General features: G+C 52.0%; 17 protein-coding genes and 1 pseudogene. 12 read left to right on the top strand and 6 right to left on the bottom strand.

The features are described from left to right. Nucleotides 1-215 (top strand): annotated as a pseudogene (locus tag B152_RS25790) (IS1595 family transposase); the annotation flags it as partial. Between the two features lie 54 nt (nt 216-269). On the opposite strand, the gene B152_RS0107465 reads toward B152_RS25790, so the two are convergent. Then, nucleotides 270-788, bottom strand: a complete 519-nt coding sequence (locus B152_RS0107465) for an adenine phosphoribosyltransferase (RefSeq protein ID WP_026261365.1) — start codon at nt 786-788, stop codon at nt 270-272. Between the two features lie 309 nt (nt 789-1,097). Here B152_RS0107465 and B152_RS0107460 point away from each other — a divergent pair, with 309 nt between their 5' ends. The 5 genes from B152_RS0107460 (at nt 1,098) to B152_RS0107440 (ending at nt 5,332) form a co-directional block, all read left to right on the top strand. Further along, a complete protein-coding gene (locus tag B152_RS0107460) occupies nt 1,098-1,634 on the top strand; it encodes a DUF302 domain-containing protein (protein WP_020591784.1) in 537 nt (178 codons plus the stop codon). A 244-nt stretch (nt 1,635-1,878) separates the two neighbouring features. Next, entirely contained in the window at nt 1,879-2,535 is a 657-nt protein-coding gene (locus B152_RS0107455; protein WP_020591783.1) for a class I SAM-dependent methyltransferase, read from the top strand. Between the two features lie 126 nt (nt 2,536-2,661). Further along, nucleotides 2,662-3,459 carry a substrate-binding periplasmic protein gene (locus tag B152_RS0107450; protein ID WP_020591782.1) on the top strand — a complete coding sequence of 266 codons (798 nt, stop codon included), beginning with the start codon at nt 2,662-2,664 and terminating at the stop codon, nt 3,457-3,459. Nucleotides 3,460-3,797: 338 nt separating this feature from the next. After that, a complete protein-coding gene (spbR, locus tag B152_RS0107445; RefSeq protein ID WP_020591781.1) occupies nt 3,798-4,907 on the top strand; it encodes a SpbR family protein in 1,110 nt (369 codons plus the stop codon). 182 nt (nt 4,908-5,089) lie between these two features. Beyond that, nucleotides 5,090-5,332: a hypothetical protein gene (locus tag B152_RS0107440; RefSeq protein ID WP_020591780.1), complete on the top strand. Its 243-nt coding sequence runs from the start codon at nt 5,090-5,092 to the stop codon at nt 5,330-5,332. A 28-nt stretch (nt 5,333-5,360) separates the two neighbouring features. Here B152_RS0107440 and B152_RS26205 read toward each other — a convergent pair whose 3' ends face one another. Beyond that, entirely contained in the window at nt 5,361-5,747 is a 387-nt protein-coding gene (locus B152_RS26205; protein ID WP_020591779.1) for a hypothetical protein, read from the bottom strand. A gap of 98 nt (nt 5,748-5,845) precedes the next feature. Here B152_RS26205 and B152_RS22915 point away from each other — a divergent pair, with 98 nt between their 5' ends. The 6 genes from B152_RS22915 (at nt 5,846) to B152_RS0107405 (ending at nt 14,305) form a co-directional block, all read left to right on the top strand. Next, nucleotides 5,846-6,427 (top strand): VOC family protein, encoded by a 582-nt coding sequence (locus B152_RS22915; protein WP_211212156.1) that lies wholly within the window; start codon nt 5,846-5,848, stop codon nt 6,425-6,427. Nucleotides 6,428-6,518: 91 nt separating this feature from the next. Continuing rightward, entirely contained in the window at nt 6,519-7,805 is a 1,287-nt protein-coding gene (gene gabT, locus B152_RS0107425) for a 4-aminobutyrate--2-oxoglutarate transaminase (protein ID WP_020591777.1), read from the top strand. 130 nt (nt 7,806-7,935) lie between these two features. Continuing rightward, complete coding sequence (locus B152_RS0107420; RefSeq protein WP_026261363.1) at nt 7,936-8,799, top strand: carbon-nitrogen hydrolase family protein; 864 nt, start codon at nt 7,936-7,938, stop codon at nt 8,797-8,799. 159 nt (nt 8,800-8,958) lie between these two features. Continuing rightward, nucleotides 8,959-11,724 carry an aminotransferase class I/II-fold pyridoxal phosphate-dependent enzyme gene (locus tag B152_RS0107415; RefSeq protein ID WP_020591775.1) on the top strand — a complete coding sequence of 922 codons (2,766 nt, stop codon included), beginning with the start codon at nt 8,959-8,961 and terminating at the stop codon, nt 11,722-11,724. Between the two features lie 41 nt (nt 11,725-11,765). Then, the gene (locus tag B152_RS0107410; RefSeq protein ID WP_020591774.1) at nt 11,766-13,286 is read left to right on the top strand and encodes a biotin carboxylase; all 1,521 of its coding nucleotides are present in this window, start codon (nt 11,766-11,768) and stop codon (nt 13,284-13,286) included. Between the two features lie 32 nt (nt 13,287-13,318). Continuing rightward, nucleotides 13,319-14,305 carry a C45 family autoproteolytic acyltransferase/hydrolase gene (locus B152_RS0107405; RefSeq protein ID WP_020591773.1) on the top strand — a complete coding sequence of 329 codons (987 nt, stop codon included), beginning with the start codon at nt 13,319-13,321 and terminating at the stop codon, nt 14,303-14,305. Nucleotides 14,306-14,387: 82 nt separating this feature from the next. Here B152_RS0107405 and B152_RS0107400 read toward each other — a convergent pair whose 3' ends face one another. The 4 genes from B152_RS0107400 to B152_RS0107385 all read right to left on the bottom strand — a co-directional run bounded on the left by B152_RS0107400 (nt 14,388) and on the right by B152_RS0107385 (nt 18,753). Then, nucleotides 14,388-16,085, bottom strand: coding sequence for a methyl-accepting chemotaxis protein (locus tag B152_RS0107400; protein WP_020591772.1), 1,698 nt, complete (start codon nt 16,083-16,085; stop codon nt 14,388-14,390). Nucleotides 16,086-16,271: 186 nt separating this feature from the next. Continuing rightward, the gene (locus tag B152_RS0107395) at nt 16,272-17,165 is read right to left on the bottom strand and encodes a DMT family transporter (RefSeq protein WP_020591771.1); all 894 of its coding nucleotides are present in this window, start codon (nt 17,163-17,165) and stop codon (nt 16,272-16,274) included. Between the two features lie 129 nt (nt 17,166-17,294). Then, the gene (locus B152_RS0107390) at nt 17,295-18,017 is read right to left on the bottom strand and encodes a hypothetical protein (RefSeq protein ID WP_020591770.1); all 723 of its coding nucleotides are present in this window, start codon (nt 18,015-18,017) and stop codon (nt 17,295-17,297) included. A gap of 121 nt (nt 18,018-18,138) precedes the next feature. Then, a complete protein-coding gene (locus tag B152_RS0107385; protein WP_020591769.1) occupies nt 18,139-18,753 on the bottom strand; it encodes a LysE family translocator in 615 nt (204 codons plus the stop codon). Nucleotides 18,754-18,908 lie beyond the last annotated feature (155 nt).

Here is an 18,908-nt window from a genome sequence, read left to right as displayed (position 1 = left end):
TCAACCATTCAAAGCTCTTTGCCGACAAGCAGAATCATATCAACGGGATCGAGAACTTTTGGAACCAAGCCAAGCGCCACATGCGCAAGTACAACGGCATCAAGCCGGACAATTTCTACTGGTTCTTGAAGGAGTGTGAATGGCGCTTCAACGGAGGCAACCATGCAGACCTCCTGAAGCAGCTAAAATCATGGTATAAACACGCGAAACACTAACCATTAGCTACTTCAGCCCCTTTTTTTATTTCTTTTTACTAGGTGCAATCGACCCTAGTCGTCGTACTGGATCAGGGTGGTGACGGGTAGTCCGGCGAGGCGCTCGCGGCCCTTGAGGAAATTCAGCTCGATAATGCAGGCGGCCATGCGCACATCGGCACCAGCCTGCTTCAGCAGGGCAACAGCAGCTTCCATGGTGCCGCCTGTGGCGAGCAGGTCGTCAAGCATGACCACCCGCTGGCCCGGTTTGATCGCGTCTTCCTGAATTTCGATGGTATCGCTGCCGTATTCCAGATCATAGCTGTAGGGGATGGTCTTGCCCGGGAGCTTGCCTTTTTTACGGACCATGATGAAGCCCAGACCCAGGCGCAGTGCCAGAGGCGCAGCCAACAGAAAGCCGCGAGATTCAATGCCTGCAAGCACATCGGGCTTTTCTTTTTCGATAATTGCAGCAAGGCGTTCGATGGTTTCGTGCCAGGCCGCCGGATGGGCAAGCAGGGTCGAGATATCATAAAAGAGGATACCGGGTTTGGGATAGTCTGGAACCGGCCGGATATGATCTTTCAAATCGATGGTCATCTGCTTCTGGTTCCTTTTCGTGATCTGGCTGATCTCAGTCAGAATAAGTCCTGCACCCGGTCAGGGAGCTATGTTGTGGCCTTGATGTGACCCAAGCGCGATTAATGCAGAATTATGACGGATTCTGCAACAGAACCTTTTTTTTGCGTAAAAGCCTGGCCTGTTCCTTGTCCGGCGTTCTGCTGTGGCAAAGTCAGGGTCGGGATCACGTTACAGTGAGGGGCGCTTGCTGTCGTGCGGGGGCTATGCTGCAATCGCTTTCCGGGATGCCCCGGCCTTATTATTCACTCAGGAGAAGTCCTTATGATCCGGCGTCGCTATACTTTTTTTCAGACCCTCTTTCCGACTGAGGGCGGGGTCTTGTCTCTCTTTACCGGGCTTCTTATGGGGTTGGGGCTGATTATTGCGCCGTCTTCTTTTTCTCCGGCGCGGGCTGATCAGGGTTTCCCCCAGGACGGCATGGTGGTGATCAAGACAGATAAGGTCTTCCCGGTGCTGGTTGCCGATTTGGAGACAGCTATCAAGGATAACAAGATGGGCCTTGTCACCCGGGCATCGGCCAGCGCGGGTGCGGCCGGGCAGGGTATTACCATTCCCGGAAATATGGTGGTGGGTGTCTATCGTAATGACTTTGCCCGGCGCATGTTGGAAGCTTCCCTGCCCGCAGGAATAGAAGCACCGATCCGTTTCTATCTGACGGAAAATGAAGACAAAACGGCCAATCTGACCTATCAGAAACCCACGGCGGTCTTTGCCCCATATGGCAATGCTGACCTTGATGTTATGGCGGCGGAACTGGACGTGATTTTTGCCTCAATTGCCAAGGGGGCAACGAAATAGACCGGGCTGATTTAATTCAGAGGCATCTGAACAGCTAGAGTATAAAGGGAGTTGCCGGAGCTGATCCGGGGCGTCTTTTGCCTTGTTCTTCAGGTGCCTTATTTTTCAGGCGTTAAAGCAGTTTACCGGGGAAGCGGTATCGCGTAGAAAATATCAGGATGTGCCAAGTGCCTTATTACCTATCTTTTGTTAGAGGCAGGGCGGCAGGGAATATTCAGTTCCAACAGAATACGAGACAAGCAAGGTGCGCAAAAAAGACAGGACTGATAACGGGGATCTGGCTGTTCCCATTGATCCAGGTGAGGATCAGTCCGACGTGCTGTTTTGTGATTTTGCCGGAGGGGCGGTGGGGCACCGTCGGCGCTTTGGCGGGGGACGGGGACAGGATCTGCCTAAAGCCGCTGGCTTTACCAAAGGGCGCACACCGGATGTGGTTGACGCGACGGCCGGATTTGGCCGTGATGCTTTTCTGCTGGCTTCGCTTGGCGCCGAAGTTACGCTGATCGAACGCTCACCGGAAGTCCATGCCATGCTTGAAACTGGGATGGCGCGAGCGCGTGAGGCTGACGAGAAGCTGGCGCAGATTATCGCCCGTATGACCTTGCTTTTTGGAGATGCGAAAGAGCTTCTGCCCGGACTTTCACCTGAGGTTGTGATCGTTGATCCCATGCATCCTCCGCGCAAAACCAAGGCGTTGGTGAAAAAGGAAATGCGGGTTTTGCGTTCTTTTGTCGGGGCTGACCCGGATGCGGAAGACTTGATGAAAATGGCTTTGTCAGTTGCGAAAAAACGGGTGGTCCTGAAGTGGCCAGCCAAGGCTGATCCTCTGGCCGGAATCAGGAAACCTTCTCACCAGATCATCGGCAAGTCGACGCGCTATGACGTCTTTATGATCGGCTAATGCCGAAAGGACGTTATTCCTTTGTCGGTTTGCTTCTGGTATCTTTGAAGACTGAGAGGGTAGAATAGGGGCGAGATTTCGTCTCCAATATTGCGCAGCATTGTTGCTCCGGTGATGAGGGCTAAGATGATCTACCTGTTGAGGTTTCTCCTGATTATCACCCCCCTGTACCTGGGCTGGAGTGGTGGATCCACTGCTCGGGCGGAGGTTCTTAAAATAGCTGCGATAGACTGGTGTCCGCAAGTTTGCCCCAATGATCTCCGCCAAGGTTATGTTGTTGATACCGTTAAAGAGATCTTTGCCGGGAGTCCCTTTGAGTTGGAAATCAATATCTATTCCTGGGTGCATGCGATCGAGTTGACACGCTCGGGCAAAGCCCATGCGCTGTTGTCCCCTGCCAGATCCGAAGCGCCGGGGCTGCTCTTTCCTGATGAAGGGGTTGGGACCCAGAAGATGTGTTTCTTCGTCTCTCGTGAGTCCGACTGGCGCTATATCGGTGAAGATTCTTTGCAAAATCAGCGCATCGGGGTCATCAGTGGAGGGTCGATTGAGGAACTCAACGATTACATGAGCAAACATCAAGAGAACTTCTACATTAATTCCTATACCGCCAAATATGTCCCTTTGAGTGCCCGGATGGTCGAGAAAAAGAGGCTGGACAGCTTTATTTTTACACTGAATTCGACCTTGTATGAGCTGAAAAAGGCACAGCTGTCCGAGCGGATTAAAACAGCTGGCTGCGTCTCTACTGCCAAGATCTATATGGCCTTTAGTCCTGATGCGACACAGGGCGATCTCATTCAGCGGGCGATGGCCCTTTTTGACCAGAGGATGTCCGAAATGATTGCCCAAGGCAGGATCACGTCGATTATGGGCAGCTATGGCCTGGCAGATTGGAAAAGCGGAGACAAAACCATTTTCTGACAGGGGCAACTGGAAGCGTTTTTCTTTTAAGATTGCGTATTTATGATTGTGTGTTTGCGATATTTATCAATTTATGCGGAATTCCTTTGACGAGAATTTTTGTCTTTTGTGATATAGTTGTGTCATGCTTTAGTTGTGATCAAGATGCAAAATCTTGGTAAGCTGTTGAAAAATATTAAAATATTATGTTGTCTTGAGGATGTTTTTTACAAATATGAGGCAAATTTTATTTTGTTATTAAACATGAATTAACGGGACGTCCTGATAATAGGGGCTGAAAGAGTCGGGATACCATTCCGGTATAGGCCGATGCGCAGGTTGAAAGAAGCTGGAGAGCTATGAGTCTATCGCAGCAAGATGTCGCCAAACTTCTGGCAGATCCTTCTCCCGTCGTCCGGGCCCAGACAACGGCGAAAATTGCCTCACACTTTGAGTCGAAAGAGTTTACGGCTGAGGAAAGGGCAATTGCCGAAGATATTTTTCGGGCCCTGGTCAAGGATGCTGAACTTGTTGTTCGTGAAGCCTTGGCCAATACTCTCAAGGCTTCCGAGGATCTACCCAGGGATGTTGCTCTGGCTATGGCACGGGATGTGGAATCTGTTTCCCTGCCCGTGTTGAAATATTCAGAAGTATTCTCTGATGAGGACCTGATTGCCATTCTCCGTTCGGAAGGCGCGGCCAAGCAGGAGGCTATTGCCCTGCGGTCCAACGTGTCCGAAGCTGTGTCCGAGGCTGTTATTGATACGGGAAATGAAAACGCCGTTGCCAAGCTGGTCTCTAACGAAGGTGCGGCGATTACTGAAAAATCCTATGGCAGGGTGATGAACGAGTACAAGGAAAGCGATATGGTTTCGGGATCTCTATCCCGTCGCCCTTCGCTTCCCGCCTCAATTGCCCAACGCCTGATGAGTTCCCTGTCTGACCGTCTGCAGGAATACGTGGTCAGCAGGAAAGATCTCGATTTTGATCAGGCTTCCAATCTGATCCTGCAAGTTCGTGAACGGGCGACTGTTTCCCTGCTTAAAAATGGGTCAAGCCATGAGGAGCTGGTCAAACTGGTCAAGCAGCTGAACAAGAGCGGTAAGTTAACCCCGTCACTGGTCCTGCGGGCACTTTGTACTGGCGATATGATGTTTTTTGAATGTGCCATGTCGGAGCTGGCAGGTATTCCCCTGAAGAATGCTCAGGCCCTGATCCATGATGAAGGCGCTCTGGGTCTGAAATCACTCTATACCAAAGCCGGGATGTTGATGGCCTATTTCCCCTTTGTAAAAGCGGCGATCCGAGTGCATCGGGAAATGGATTACAGCGGTGAACAGAATGACCGCGAGGTTTTTGCCAGCCGGTTGCTTGAGCGGCTTCTAACCGTCTTTGAATTGCCTGATCAGGAACTCAGCCCGAACGAGGTGGAATATCTGGTAACCAAGCTTCAGCAATATTCTGCCTGATTCACCATATCATTCCTATTGAAAAACGGTCCTGCTAACAGGGCCGTTTTTTTTGCGTAAGGATCATTTCTCAACCGCAGCTGATCATTCAGCTTGATTGTATGCCGGGCAGATAATATCTGATCAGGCAAGAAGAGGCCGTACTTTCGCGGTTTTTAGAAACTCTGTATCAGCGAGACACAATGCCGGGACCGGATTTATATGAAACCCTGGCTGTTATGGCAGGGGCTGCAGCTGTTGTGGCTGCAGCGGGATGGTGGGCGAGCCGTCCGCGGGTTCCGGGAACAATCCGCTGGATCTCACCGACGGCGATCCAGTTTCTTGGTGTGATTGTCTTTGTATTGATGGTACCGCATTTGCTGGGACTGCTGGGTGGCCCCGATCTGTTGCAGGCACTTTCGTCCCAACGCGGGTACCGCGGCTGATCACTGCTTCACAAAGACCCTCAGGATGTTATGGGGCATAAAAACCCTGAGGAATCGGGGCAAGGTCCTCGTCTTCCTCGTCTATACCTGTCAGGTCGCCGATGGGTTCAAGATCATTTCTGGTCCACCAGTAACGGAAACCCTGGGCGCGGAGCCAACGCTCGACCCGGGCCAGATCATTCCATTCCCGGCCAAACCCGCGGGCTGAATTGATCCGGGCAAGTTGCCCGTCGACATAAACCAGAACTCCCCAAGAAAAGGGATGTTTGCTCTGGTCGCCAAAGCCCCCGCCTTTTTGCTGTCGGTGAACCCGATAGACCACCGGAAATTCACCCAGCCTTGCTGCCGTCCGCAGAAAAGGCAGGTCGGACTGTGTAATGGTCAGGGTCACGCCTAACGCTACATCTTGATCCATGTTGTTGACAGGTTCCTTTTTTTACTACAGCATGATCCATGATGAATTTTAAGTAATAGCATCCCCGGAGATGCAGTGAAAGAAGATAGAGGTAAAAATTGGCGCGAAAGATTAACCCGGTACCCAAGGGATACCATACATCTACGCCGGTTCTTGTGGTGCAGGATGCTGCGGCAGCCATTGAGTTCTATTGTGAGATTTTTGGCGCCAAAGAGCTTTCAAGACTGCTATCCGATGATGGTCTGACGATTTTAAGATCAGAACTGAAAATCGGAAACTCCGTTATTTTGCTCAACGATGAAATGCCCGCCTATGGTATCCTGTCTCCTGCTTCTTTGGGCGGGGCACCCACAGCCTTGCAGCTCTATCTTCCGGAACTGGATGCCGTTTGGGCGCGTGCAGTCAAAGCCTATTCCCATGTGTTGCTGCCGCTGGAAGATGTCTATTGGGGCGAGCGGACGGGGAAACTGGTCGATCCTTTTGGGCATGTCTGGATCCTGAGTAAAAAAACCGAGGTTCTCAGTCAGGAAGAGATCAAAAAACGCGCTGCCCTTATCAGCCCTCTTGCTTTTGGGCAGGACAACAATGAGAATACATCTGTTCAAAATTCTGAACAGCCCTTGTCCTCCGGGCAGGATGCGGTTCCGATTATTGATATCGCAATGGCATTAAACGGCTGAAAATGGCCGACTGGCTGAGAAACCCCGACGCTTTCCGAAAGGTGTGTCAGGGAGGTTTTGCAGCCTTTCTCAATCAGATAAGGAAAAGATGATGAATAATTCTTCACTCACGACAAGACGGGATAATGCGATTCCGCGCGGTGTGGCGACAGCAACAAATGTCTTTGCTGACCGGGCTGAAAATGCCGAGCTGTGGGATGTTGAAGGCCGACGTTATGTTGACTTTGCGGGCGGGATTGCTGTGCTGAATACTGGACACCGCCATCCCGACGTTATGGCGGCGGTTCAGCAGCAGCTGGAGCGTTTCACCCATACGGCCTATCAGGTTGTGCCTTATGAAACCTATGTGGAGCTTGCCGAACGTCTCAACCGTCTGGCGCCCGGGCCGACCCCGAAAAAAACCCTGTTCCTGACGACCGGTGCAGAGGCAGTGGAGAATGCGATCAAGATTGCCCGCGCCCACACAGGACGCCCGGGTGTCATTGCTTTTTCTGGCGGATTTCATGGCCGCACCAACCTGACCATGGGGCTGACGGGTAAAGTTGTTCCCTATAAAGTTGGTTTTGGTCCCTTCCCGGGTGATATCTTCCATATACCTTACCCGATGCCAAACCATGGCGTGAGCGAAGAAGATTCACTTGAGGCGCTCAAGACGATCTTTAAAGCAGATGTTGATCCCAATCGCATTGCCGCTTTGATCATCGAGCCTGTGCAGGGAGAAGGGGGCTTTTATATCGCGTCCCCTGGGTTCATCGGCAAGCTGCGCGAGATCTGTGATGAATATGGTATCCTTTTGATCGCAGATGAAATCCAGACCGGTTTTGCCCGGACAGGAAAAACCTTTGCTATCGAACATTCCGGCGTTGAACCGGATATGATTACCATGGCCAAAAGCTTGGCTGGTGGCTTCCCGCTTTCCGGTGTTGTCGGCAAGGCACACATTATGGATGCGCCGGCTCCTGGCGGTCTGGGCGGAACCTACGGCGGTAGCCCGCTTGGCTGTGCTGCGGCCCTGGCTGTTCTTGATGTGATTGAAAAAGAAGGTCTGAATGGCAAGGCGGTCGCACTGGGCAAGAAAGCGACGGATCGGCTGCATGCGCTGAGCAACCGCAATGATGTTCCGGCAATCGGAGCCGTTCGTAATCTCGGAGGCATGATTGCTTTTGAGCTGATGAAAGACAAATCCGGAAACACACCTGACCCTGATATGGCCAAGAAGCTTTGTGCCAAGGCCCTGGAAAATGGTCTTATCCTGCTGTCCTGTGGTATATATGGGAATACGATCCGCATTCTGGTGCCTCTGACGGCTTCTGATGTTGTGGTTGACGAGGGGCTTGATCTTCTGGAGACCGCACTGGTTCAGTGTGCCGTGGGCTAGACAGCGCGCAGGTTAATGTGTTCTGCTATGTCCTCTATCAGATTTTTGTCTGATAGAGGACGGGCAGTTCGATCTAAATTATTGTTTCTGATCTTTTTCTGAGGGATCGGAATAAATTGAAAAGAGATAGATGACACCGTTTTCGATCGCAGGGATACAGATGTATGTATCCGCAAGTCAGGAAAATATCTCTGCCATGAAGTTGCGGGTTGAGGTTGCTCTTGCTCGTTTCCCCTGGCTCGATATGATCCTTTTTAGCGAGCTTGCTCCCTTTGGCCCGCTACAAGGTAATCACCCTGAAACAATATCCACGCAGATAGAGATTTTTCAGGAACTGGCTGCTCAGCATAAAATCTGGCTGATACCCGGTTCGATGTTTGAACGCCGCGAAACCGGTATTTACAACAGCTCGGTCGTGATCAATCCCAATGGCGAGATCGTGGGTCGCTATGACAAGATGTTCCCCTTTATGCCTTACGAAACCGGGGTTACTGGCGGGACAGAGTTCCTGGTGTTTGATGTTCCCCAGGTCGGGCGTTTCGGTTTCTCGATCTGTTATGATATCTGGTTCCCGGAAACCACCCGGACGCTTGCGGCCATGGGGGCGGAAGTCTTGCTGCATCCGGTCCTGACGGGAACGACAGACAGGGATGTCGAGCTTGCCATTGCCCGGGCTACTGCGGCCCAGTTCCAGTGTTATGTTTTTGATATCAATGGTATCGGAGCGGGCGGTATTGGACGATCCTGTGTGGTTGGACCGGGTGGGAACATGCTTTACGAAGCCCGGGGCAGCGAGGAAATCATCCCGATTGAGATCGATATGGATCTGGTGCGTCGTCAGCGCGCACTGGGGCAGAATGGGTTGGGGCAGGTTCTCAAAAGCTTCCGTGACCGCAATGTCGATTTCTCTGTCTATGACAGATCCCGCTTTAGTCACGAATATCACGACAGTCTGGGGCCTCTTCAGATGCCCCACCGCAATATTCACAGTTAAACATATAGACGCTGTCAGTTCATCTGGGTCACAGGTGAACTGACAGCAGTGGATTTTCCAAGAAGACAATGGAAGGAACAGCCCGGAAAGAGGCTAAGGTTACAAAAAATCGGTACCCATAATCATGTTAAAAAATAAGTTAGCAGGGAAGAGGGACAAATGGCGAAAGCTAAAAAGATTTATAACCAGCAATCACTCAGTCATTATTACAACGCCTCGCAGTTTCGCATTGATACCTGGAACAAATTAAAAAGCACCACCCGCCAGATTGCCAATGGCGGTACGAACCGGGAAAAAAATATTGAAAAGGTCCGCGAGCTGCTCGCCTATCTTGCTCCGGTCGAAATCTACTGGGCCTTTCCGGGATCCCAAGTTTTCCAACAACTGGTTCGTGATGAACAGCTCGAAGAATTTGATCTTCTCGCGAACAAGGTCTCCCGGATAGCTTCTGCACTGCTCAGCGGTGAATATCGCAGAAAACATATCATTCTTGATGGTGCTGCCGAGACCGAAGCTGAACGGGATTCTGGCATTGAATCAGCCCCCTATACCAGTTTTGATCGCGCCCGAAAGCGCCCCTATTTTGAAGTCCTGATCGTCGATGACCTGACCAATGCCCAAGCGGAATCCCAACGGGCGGCGCTGGCAGGAATGCGTCGGGACGAAGACCGCTGTACCTACGCGCCGATTTTTGTCCCAAGTCTTGATGATGCCCTGATCGCAGTTTCCTTTAACCACAGCATTCAGTCGGTGGTGATCCGGTTCAATTTTGATCTCCATTCTGAAAATGGCTTGCCGGTTCTGAGTAAGTATCTCAGGGATACCAAACTTGACGGTATTGATGATGTTGATTCCAGCGAATACGGAATCATTCTTGCCGATGCAATTTCCCGCATCCGGCCCGAGGTTGATCTGTTTCTTGTAACTGATCAGTCGGTTGAGGATGTGGCGGGGCGGGTTGGTAAGACCTGTCGCCGGGTGTTCTATAACAGTGAAGATTTTTTTGAACTGCACCTGAATATCGTGCGTGGGGTAGAAGACCGCTACAAGACCCCGTTTTTTACCGCACTGAAAACATACTCTTCCAAGCCGACGGGCGTGTTTCATGCGCTGCCAATTTCCCGCGGCAAGTCGATTATCAAGTCCCACTGGATCCAGGACATGGGAGAGTTTTACGGGATCAATATCTTCCTCGCAGAAACCTCATCGACCTCGGGCGGGCTTGATTCCTTGCTCGAGCCAAGCGGGCCGATCAAGGAAGCCCAGGATCTTGCTTCCAGGGCTTTTGGATCCAAGCAGACTTTCTTTGCCACCAACGGCACCTCGACCTGTAACAAGATTGTGGTTCAGGCGCTGGTCCGTCCCGATGATATTGTGCTGGTTGATCGCGACTGCCACAAATCCCATCACTACGGCATGGTGTTGGCCGGAGCGAATGTGGTCTATCTGGATTCCTATCCGCTCAGTGAATATTCCATGTACGGGGCGGTGCCGCTCAAGGTGATCAAGGAAAGCCTTCTGAAACTGCGCAGTGAAGGCAAGCTTGACCGGGTCAAGATGCTGCTTTTGACCAACTGTACTTTTGACGGGGTTATCTACAATGTCCAGCGGGTGATGGAAGAATGTCTGGCGATCAAACCTGATCTGGTTTTCCTCTGGGATGAGGCCTGGTTCGGCTTTGCCCGTTTCGGCCCCACCTATCGCCAGCGTACAGCGATGTTTTCGGCGGCGCATCTGCGCGAGAGGTACAAGTCGGAAAGCTATCGCGAAGAGTACACACGTTATCAGGATGAAACAGCGGACCTTGACCCGGATGATCATGAGGCCTGGCTCAGCCGCCGGCTTTACCCCGATCCTGATCAGGTGCGGATCCGCGCCTATGCGACCCAGTCTACACACAAAACACTGACATCGCTGCGCCAGGGATCGATGATCCATGTTCACGACCAGGATTTCAAATCTAAGGTCGAGGAGTCCTTTCACGAAGCCTATATGACCCACACCTCAACCTCGCCGAACTACCAGATCCTGGCATCGCTGGATGTGGGGCGGCGACAGGTCGAGCTGGAAGGTTTCGAGCTGGTACAAAAGCAGGTCGAGATGGCGATGGTCCTGCGCCAGACTGTGATGACCCATCCCCAGCTGCGCAAATTCTTCCGTATTCTCACGGTGGGGGACATGGTGCCTGCCGAGTTCCGGGAGTCCGGTATCCAGAGTTATTACGATCTGGAACAGGGCTGGAATGATATCTGGAATGCCTGGGAAATTGACGAGTTCTGCCTTGATGCGACCCGCATTACACTCTATGTCGGCCAAACCGGGATGGACGGGGATACCTTTAAGAACAAAGTCCTGATGGACAAGTATGGTATCCAGGTCAACAAGACCTCGCGTAATTCGGTGCTGTTTATGACCAACATCGGCACCACGCGCAGTTCTGTCGCCTATCTGATCGAGGTTCTGGTCAAGATTGCCAACGACCTGGAACAGGAAATTGAGGACATGAGCCCGGCCGAACGCCGTATCCATGAACTGAAGGTCAAGTCGGTTGTCGAAGATCTGCCCCCCCTCCCGGACTTTTCGCGGTTTCACGACGCGTTCCGTCCCAGTGGAGAGTTGCCCGGAGATGAAGGAGATTCGCGGACGGCCTTTTTCCTCGCTTATGATGCGAACAATTGTGAATACATGAGCCTGGGTGACCGCTCGCTCGATGATGCGATGGAAGCAGGGCGTGATGTGGTTTCTGCCTCCTTTATCATCCCCTATCCCCCGGGCTTTCCGATCCTGGTGCCGGGGCAGGTGGCAAGCATGGAAATTATCGAGTTTCTCCGCAAGCTGGATGTGAAGGAAATCCATGGCTATCGGCCCGAACTGGGCCTGCGGGTCTTTACCGAAGAGGCAATCCAGCACCAGATGAAACGCTAAGCCAATACCGAAATACAACGCTATAAACAGGGAGGCTATTTATGAATAATAAAGCCGTAAAAAAAGTTGTTAAAAAAGCCGTGGTTTCAGGGAAAAGCTCATCAGCTAAAAAAGCAGTTAAGACACTGAATAACATGTCAGAAATCCGGCGATTTTTTCACCGGAACGAACAGCCGATTTTCTTTGTGTCAGCGACCAATTTCAATCTGTTAGGGATTGATGAATGGTGCCGTAATTTCAAGTACATCAGCTATATAGACTGTTTTGATGGCCGCCATCCAAACGTTTTTGTTCCGAGTGAAGCGGAACATCCGGAATTTGAATCGATTGAGGATATCAATGTTTACCTGCTGGAGCACAAAGAAGTCATTGATCTGATCAAGTCTTCCAAGAAAAAGCCCAAGGTGGTTTTCCTGATGTTTGATGCCCGGATCGAAAAGATCTGTAAAGAACTCGGGATCGACGTCTGGTTCCCCAAAGCTGCCCTGCGCGAGAAGATCGACCACAAGATCGAAACGGTGCGTATTGGCAATGCGGCAGGGGTTCCGTCAGTACCAAACGTTCTGAGTGTGGTGAAAAGCTGGAAACACCTTCAGGAGGTGTCCAAGCCAATCGGGACAGATCTGGTTTTGCAGTCGGCCTTTGGTGATTCCGGCCATACAACTTTCTTTATCAAGAGCGAAAAAGACTTTAAACGCTATGAACAGAAAATCGTCGGGCAGGGCGAAATCAAGATCATGAAGCGGATCAACAACCGGGGTTCTGCCATTGAGGCCTGTGCGACCAAGGCCGGAACAGTTGTCGGACCTTTGATGACTGAACTGGTCGGTTTCAAGCAGCTGACACCTTATCGCGGTGGCTGGTGTGGCAACGAAATTTTCCCGGGGTCTTTTAGCGAGTCTATTCTGGAAAAAGCCCGGCGCTATACCGAGAGCTTTGGCAATCAACTGGTCAAGGAAGGCTATCGCGGCTATTTCGAGCTGGACTTCCTGATCGATACCGATGACGGGGAAGTTTATCTGGGTGAATGTAACCCGCGGGTCACCGGGGCCAGTTCCATGACCAACCACGCGGCCTTTGCCCATGCGGATGCACCGCTGTTCCTGTTCCATCTGCTGGAATTTTCCAATGTGCCGTTCAAGCTGGATGTCAATGAATTGAACGAACGCTGGGCGGACAGTGAAAACATTGATGACTGGTGCCAGATGGTGATCAAGCATACGGACGACAACGTGGATATCCTGACCGAGGCACCTGAAAGCGGGATCTGGCGACTTCTGCCGGATGGGACGGTTGAGTATGATCGTTTCGATTACCATCGCCGGGCGGTAAACAGTGAAACCGAGGCCTTCTTCCTGCGCATCCTGATGCCGGGTGATTATCGCTATGAAGGGGCTGATTTGGGTATTCTGGTGACCCGGGGCCGGGCGATGAACAAGGCGTTCCAGCTCAATGCCAGATCCAAACAATGGATTGACGGGATCAAGTCAAAATTCAAGGCAACGCCGTTACCAACGGCAGAAGCTTTGCCAGTTGCTGATCCGGCTTTCAAGATCATGTAAGGTCGACCTGGTTTCGGCAGAAGTGTAGCAAGATGGATCTTGTTTTTGAAAAGCTCTATGAGACCAAGGCTGGCCCGGCCTGGAAGGATCTGTTTGATCGTTTGTGGCCAGCCTATGAAAAGTGGTTTCTGAGCGAGGGCATCGCAGCCAGACAGACCTATCTTGCCGGACTTCGGGCAATGAAACGCTACATGCCGGAACTGGTGCCGACCTACGAACATCTTTGTGAACTGGCGGGCGGCGGAGATCTCGCCGCCCGTTTTCTCAGTTTTTATCGCCCGCCACTTTACCTTTCCGGCTGTTCACAAGCGGTCTGGCTGGGGGATGAGCCCATGCTGGTGCGGAACTATGACTATGCCCCAGAACTTTGTGACGGGGTCCTGCTCGACAGTGCCTGGAATGGTCGCCGGGTCATGGCAATTTCCGATGGTATGTGGGGCGTGGTTGATGGCCTTAACGATGCGGGGCTGGCGATTTCGCTGACCTTTGGCGGGCGGCGGGTCGTGGGCAATGGCTTCGGTGTGCCGCTGATCCTGCGCTATATCCTGGAGTTTTGTGATACAACAAAAGAGGCTATTGCCGTTCTGCGCCGTATTCCCTGTCATATGGCCTATAATGTGACCTGTGTGGATCGTTCCGGGGCCTATGTGACGGTATATCTTTCGCCGGACCGGGACGTTCTGGTCAAGGATACCCGGGTTGCGACCAACCATCAGGAACACGTTGAATGGCATCTGCATGCGCGGGTAACAGCAACCGTTGAGCGTGAGCGGTTTTTGTTGCAGCGTCTGACCATGCATGAGGAGCCCGCCGAAAAATTTATCGGTGCCTTCCTCAAGCCACCGCTCTATTCAACGAACTTCTCCCGTGGCTTTGGCACGCTCTATACCTCGGTCTACTGGCCGCTTCGGGGGGGGATCGATATCCATTGGCCGGGAGCTGTCTGGTCGCACAGTTTTGCCGAACCCACCATTGAAAAGCGCCAGATCCGTTACCCGGACCATGTACCACTTTACTGACAGATAAAACCAAAGAGCAGAAACGAGTAGACCCCGGAAAACTGCGGGATCTACTCGTTTCAAAAACACGGGAGAGGTAAAATCAGGCGATCCTGACTTTACTGAGGAAGGCTTCAACTTCCTTGCCGAGTTTGTCGGCGTGGTCGGTCATTTCCAGGATCATCCCTTCGACCGCCTGTGCAGCAGAGCTGGTATTCTCTGCAGTGCTGCGGACACGGTCGACGGTGTCTGTAACCTGTCCTGTGCTATAGGAGGCTTCCTGAACATTTTGGGCAATATCATGTGTCGCCTGATTCTGACGCGAGACGGATTCAGAAATGGTCCCGGCAATTTCGTCGATCCGGGTGATGATGTCCTGAATACCCTTGATCGCACCGACGGCTGTTCCGGTCGCACTTTGCATTGACATGATCTGTTCCGAAATCTCCTCGGTTGCCTTAGCCGTCTGGGTTGCCAGGGATTTCACCTCAGAGGCAACAACCGCAAAGCCCTTGCCTGCTTCTCCGGCACGGGCGGCCTCAATCGTCGCGTTGAGTGCCAGGAGGTTGGTCTGCTCGGCGATATCGGAAATCAGACCGACCACATCGCCGATTTTACGGGCTGCTTCGGAAAGACCCTCGACTTCCTTGTTGGTCTTTTCAATCTGGATCACGGCGTCGCTGGCAACGGAAGAAGACTCCCGTACCCGCTGGTCAATTTCTTCGATAGAAGAGGTCAGGAGCTGGGAAGCATTGGTCACGGCGTTGACACTTCGCGAGGCGGTGTGCGAGATCTCGACGATGGCACGGGCTTCTTCGCTGGTGGCAACGGCGACAGCTGCCATTTCCTGGGCTCCGGCACTGGATTGAACTGCACTGTCGGCAACTTTTTGTGTCAGGGCGCCAACAGACTGCTCAAAGTTGTGGGCCAGGTCGCTCAGCATTTTCTGTTTTTCGTCCTGTGCCCGGCGTTGCTGTTCTTCCTGCTCGCTCTGCAGGCGCTGCCGTTCGCTGGCATTGCGGTGGAAGACCTCCATCGCTTCTGCCATATCCTTGATTTCATCGTTGAAGCTTGGTTGCGGGATCTCTGTATCGGTCTTTCCGGTGGCCAGGTCCATCATCGCGTTAGTCATCCGCCCCAGAGGGCCTGTAATGCTGCGGGTGACAGCAATGGAGATGACAATGGTGGTGATCAGGGCAACGGCAATAATGGCAATCAGCAACTGGATACGTTCAAGCAGCGCGGCATCAAAATCATCCATATAAACGCCGGTACCGATAATCCAGCCCCAGTTTTTGGTGCTCTGGACATAAGAAAGTTTTTCGACGGGTTCTTCCTGTCCGGGTTTGGGCCAGAGATAGTCGACATAGCCGCCACCGGACGTCTTGACGGCACTGACAAAGGCCGGGAAGATCAATTTGCCGTTGGGGTCTTCCAGTTTGCTCAGATCTTGGCCATCAAGTGCCGGTTTGACGGCATGCATGATCATGACGGAATTAATATCGTTCACCCAGAGATAATCACCATCTCCATAACGGATGCCATTGATCGCCTGTAGGGCATTTTTCTGGGCATCAGCTTCGGATAGCTCGCCATTTTGGGCACGGGCGTGATAGCTGTCGGCAATACCTACCGCCGATTCAATAATATGCTTGAGTTCCAGCTGTTTCTGGTTGAGCAGGTCATTTCTGAGATTGTTAATGGAAAAACCACCAACGATAAGAAGACCTACCGAGGAAACAATGATCAGGGCGATCAGGCGATGCCCGATGCGAAAGCCCGCGTTTTTTATCAGTTGCATTCTTCTTCCCGGTTTTTTTTGTGAAGCCAGGATTACGAAGATAAGTCATAAAGATTAAAATATCTTTTTCATCTGCAAATATTGTAATTATTGCCAAAGTATCTGTCAGTAACGGTGAATGATCTGTCGTGATTTGTTTTAAAAGATTGTTTTTGCTTGCAAATAAATGGTTTGTATCAAGGGAAATCAGCCGATGAAAATCAGGCCCGTACCACAGACGACCAGGACAGCCCCGATCCAGGCACCTGCTGCGGGGCGTTCCTTGGTCCGGAACCACATCATCGGTAACATCAGAACCGGGGTGGTTGCCGAGAGAGTTGCAACGACCCCGACATCCCCCTGGGCGAGGGCATAGAGGATCAGCGTCATACCGACACACATCCCCAGAAAGCCCGAGATAATCACGAGACCCAGGGTTTCGCGGTCAAGCGGGTTTTTCATTTTGAAGGCCTGAATGCGGGTCGAGGCCAGAATGGTCAGGCCAAGCGCGGTAATGCCCACACGCACTGCGGCTACGGCCACAGGATCAGCACCAGAAGCCATAACAGGCTTGGCAACAAGAGAGCCAAGAGACTGCCCCAGCGCTGCGAGCAGGCCCATTGCGACGCCGACGATCAGGGGACCTTTTATTTCTTCCCACTTGTGAAGCTGGGCACGGCGCTTGCCATAGACAATCGCCAGAACAACCCCGGCAATGACCAGCAGGGTTCCGGCAAGGGCGGAAGGCGAGAGAACTTCATCAAGGAAGACCCAGCCCAGCAGGGTGCTCATGGGAGCGTTGGTGGAAAAGAGAATGGCAGTTCTGCGCGGGCCAAGACGGTTGAGGGTGGCAAAAAGCGCGGTATCCCCCAAGAGGATACCGATCAGTCCGGACACCAGCACTTCGGCCATCTGGTCTGGACGGATGCTGTCCCAACCGCCAAATATCGTAACATAAGCCGCCAGCATAACAAAAACCAGCTGCATACGGATACGGTTAAAGCCGATGGTGCCAAGGCGCTCTGCGGGTGTGGTTGATACCATTCCCCCGATCGCCCATACGGCGGCGGCAGAGAGGGCTGCAATCTCAACAAGAAACATCTGCTCACCATATCGGGGATTTGGGTAATTATTGTGCCCGGACTCTACCCGTTCTGATGTTTCTGGCAAGAGGATAAAATCTATTCGTCAGGATTAGATTTTTTAATCCGGGAAAGGGGGCGAGCTGGTCTAGCTTTTATTGCTGTTGGCTGCTGAAGAATCTTTCTCCCCGCCCGGGGTTACAGCCGGAGCATTTTTGGGATCCCAGATCCGCCACAGACATATGGCCCCCCAAAGCAGAGGAAGCGGTGCAAGCAGGGAATGCCAATGGTTTTCCATCAGGTTATTGATCAGGGCAAAGAATATCAGAGCAGTTGTTGCCACCATGATGGTCTTACTCAGCCGGGAGGGCGGCCCGATCAGGCGCTTGCGTTTGATCTTTTTGTCGTCGGGAGAGCTTTCAAAAGGACTGGCTTTGGCCCAATCAGGCTCTGCTCTTGCATCTCCACGATGATGTGATGCCTGGGCCTGGTCTGAAGAATCAGCGTTTTGCCCAACAGAGGGATGGTGGTTCTCTTCCTCAAGAATTTCCGCATCAATAATCTTGGGCTGATATTTATTCTCGGAAAACTTCTGAGCGGCACCAGCTTGTCGGGAAGGATATTTCCAGTCTCTATCAAGTAACTTGTCGAGCCATTTACTGAACATTTCAGCAAGGACGGCTGTAATCCGGACGGAAATCCAGACAACAATACCGATGGCCAGCATGATACCACCGAATTTTATAATCTCAAAACCTGCTGGAAAGCGTTGGTTCTTCAGAACGACGACAGCAATGAAAATCAGGGGCACAACAATGGCAAGAATGATGCTTAAACGGCTCACGGCCTGTGATGTCCGGATTATCTTCATGTAATCATACCTGTCAGCTCCTGTGACGAAGAGCTTAATCGAACAGGATTGACAGAAAGTTAATGTTCATTAACCTTCGTTATCCTGAGAATTTCGGTGCGTAATCTGAAATCCCGGGAAGCTATTGTTCGCTGAAAGCAAGCTTGATACCAAAGCCGGCAAAAGCCGTTGCTGTGGTGCGGCGGAACCAGCGCATGAAGGTTTCGCTGCCGAGCGCGACCTCTCGCAAGGCAGAGGCAAAAAGACCATAGAGACTGAAAACGACAAAAGTCATGGCCATAAAGATCCCGCCGAGAAGCAGGGTTTCCCCCGCCCAGTTGGCGGAGACGGGATCGACAAACTGGGGCAGAAAGGCGAGGAAAAAGATCGAGAGTTTGGGATTGAGCAAGTTGATCAATATTCCGCTCTGAATAATTTTGGTTTTACTGACGGGCAAATTTCCAGCCTCGCTGATTTTCAGCGGGCCTTGGGATTTCAGGGCCTGATAAGCCAGATAGAGCAGATAGACGACACCACAAATCTTTATGCCCTGAAACAGCACCGCGCTGGTGTGCAGAATAGCGGCGAGGCCAAAAATTGCTGCCGCCATATGGGGGGCAATAGCCAGCGTACACCCGAAAGCCGCAAAGATACTGGAGAGCCGACCTGCAGCAAGACCTGTCGCAATGGTGTAGACCGCACCCGTGCCGGGAATAACGATAATGACAAGAGATGTCAGCAGGAATTCAGGGGTCATGGCGGTGTTTTCTCTGGCAGGGGGTTGCAAGTAAAGCCGGTATTCTGGGCGAGTTTTGTCCCAAGAGCCCGGCAAGCCTAGTCTGCTTTGTGAAAAAAAACAACCATAAGGTCAGGAATATGACCAAGCTGTCCCGGTTGGCGGGGCAGGTCGGT

The sequence above is a fragment of the Kiloniella laminariae DSM 19542 genome (genome assembly GCF_000374005.1).
GTDB lineage: Bacteria > Pseudomonadota > Alphaproteobacteria > Kiloniellales > Kiloniellaceae > Kiloniella > Kiloniella laminariae.
Note: the sequence above shows the minus strand (reverse complement) of the source record. Positions and strands in the feature narration are given on the sequence as shown.

Coding starts and splice junctions, on each gene's coding strand:
- B152_RS0107460 (WP_020591784.1), top strand. CDS start 1,098: ATGATCCGGCGTCGCTATACTTTTTTTCAGACCCTCTTTCCGACTGAG.
- B152_RS0107450 (WP_020591782.1), top strand. CDS start 2,662: ATGATCTACCTGTTGAGGTTTCTCCTGATTATCACCCCCCTGTACCTG.
- spbR (WP_020591781.1), top strand. CDS start 3,798: ATGAGTCTATCGCAGCAAGATGTCGCCAAACTTCTGGCAGATCCTTCT.
- B152_RS0107440 (WP_020591780.1), top strand. CDS start 5,090: ATGCCGGGACCGGATTTATATGAAACCCTGGCTGTTATGGCAGGGGCT.
- B152_RS26205 (WP_020591779.1), bottom strand. CDS start 5,747: ATGGATCAAGATGTAGCGTTAGGCGTGACCCTGACCATTACACAGTCC.
- gabT (WP_020591777.1), top strand. CDS start 6,519: ATGAATAATTCTTCACTCACGACAAGACGGGATAATGCGATTCCGCGC.
- B152_RS0107420 (WP_026261363.1), top strand. CDS start 7,936: ATGACACCGTTTTCGATCGCAGGGATACAGATGTATGTATCCGCAAGT.
- B152_RS0107415 (WP_020591775.1), top strand. CDS start 8,959: ATGGCGAAAGCTAAAAAGATTTATAACCAGCAATCACTCAGTCATTAT.
- B152_RS0107410 (WP_020591774.1), top strand. CDS start 11,766: ATGAATAATAAAGCCGTAAAAAAAGTTGTTAAAAAAGCCGTGGTTTCA.
- B152_RS0107405 (WP_020591773.1), top strand. CDS start 13,319: ATGGATCTTGTTTTTGAAAAGCTCTATGAGACCAAGGCTGGCCCGGCC.
- B152_RS0107400 (WP_020591772.1), bottom strand. CDS start 16,085: ATGCAACTGATAAAAAACGCGGGCTTTCGCATCGGGCATCGCCTGATC.
- B152_RS0107395 (WP_020591771.1), bottom strand. CDS start 17,165: ATGTTTCTTGTTGAGATTGCAGCCCTCTCTGCCGCCGCCGTATGGGCG.
- B152_RS0107390 (WP_020591770.1), bottom strand. CDS start 18,017: ATGAAGATAATCCGGACATCACAGGCCGTGAGCCGTTTAAGCATCATT.
- B152_RS0107385 (WP_020591769.1), bottom strand. CDS start 18,753: ATGACCCCTGAATTCCTGCTGACATCTCTTGTCATTATCGTTATTCCC.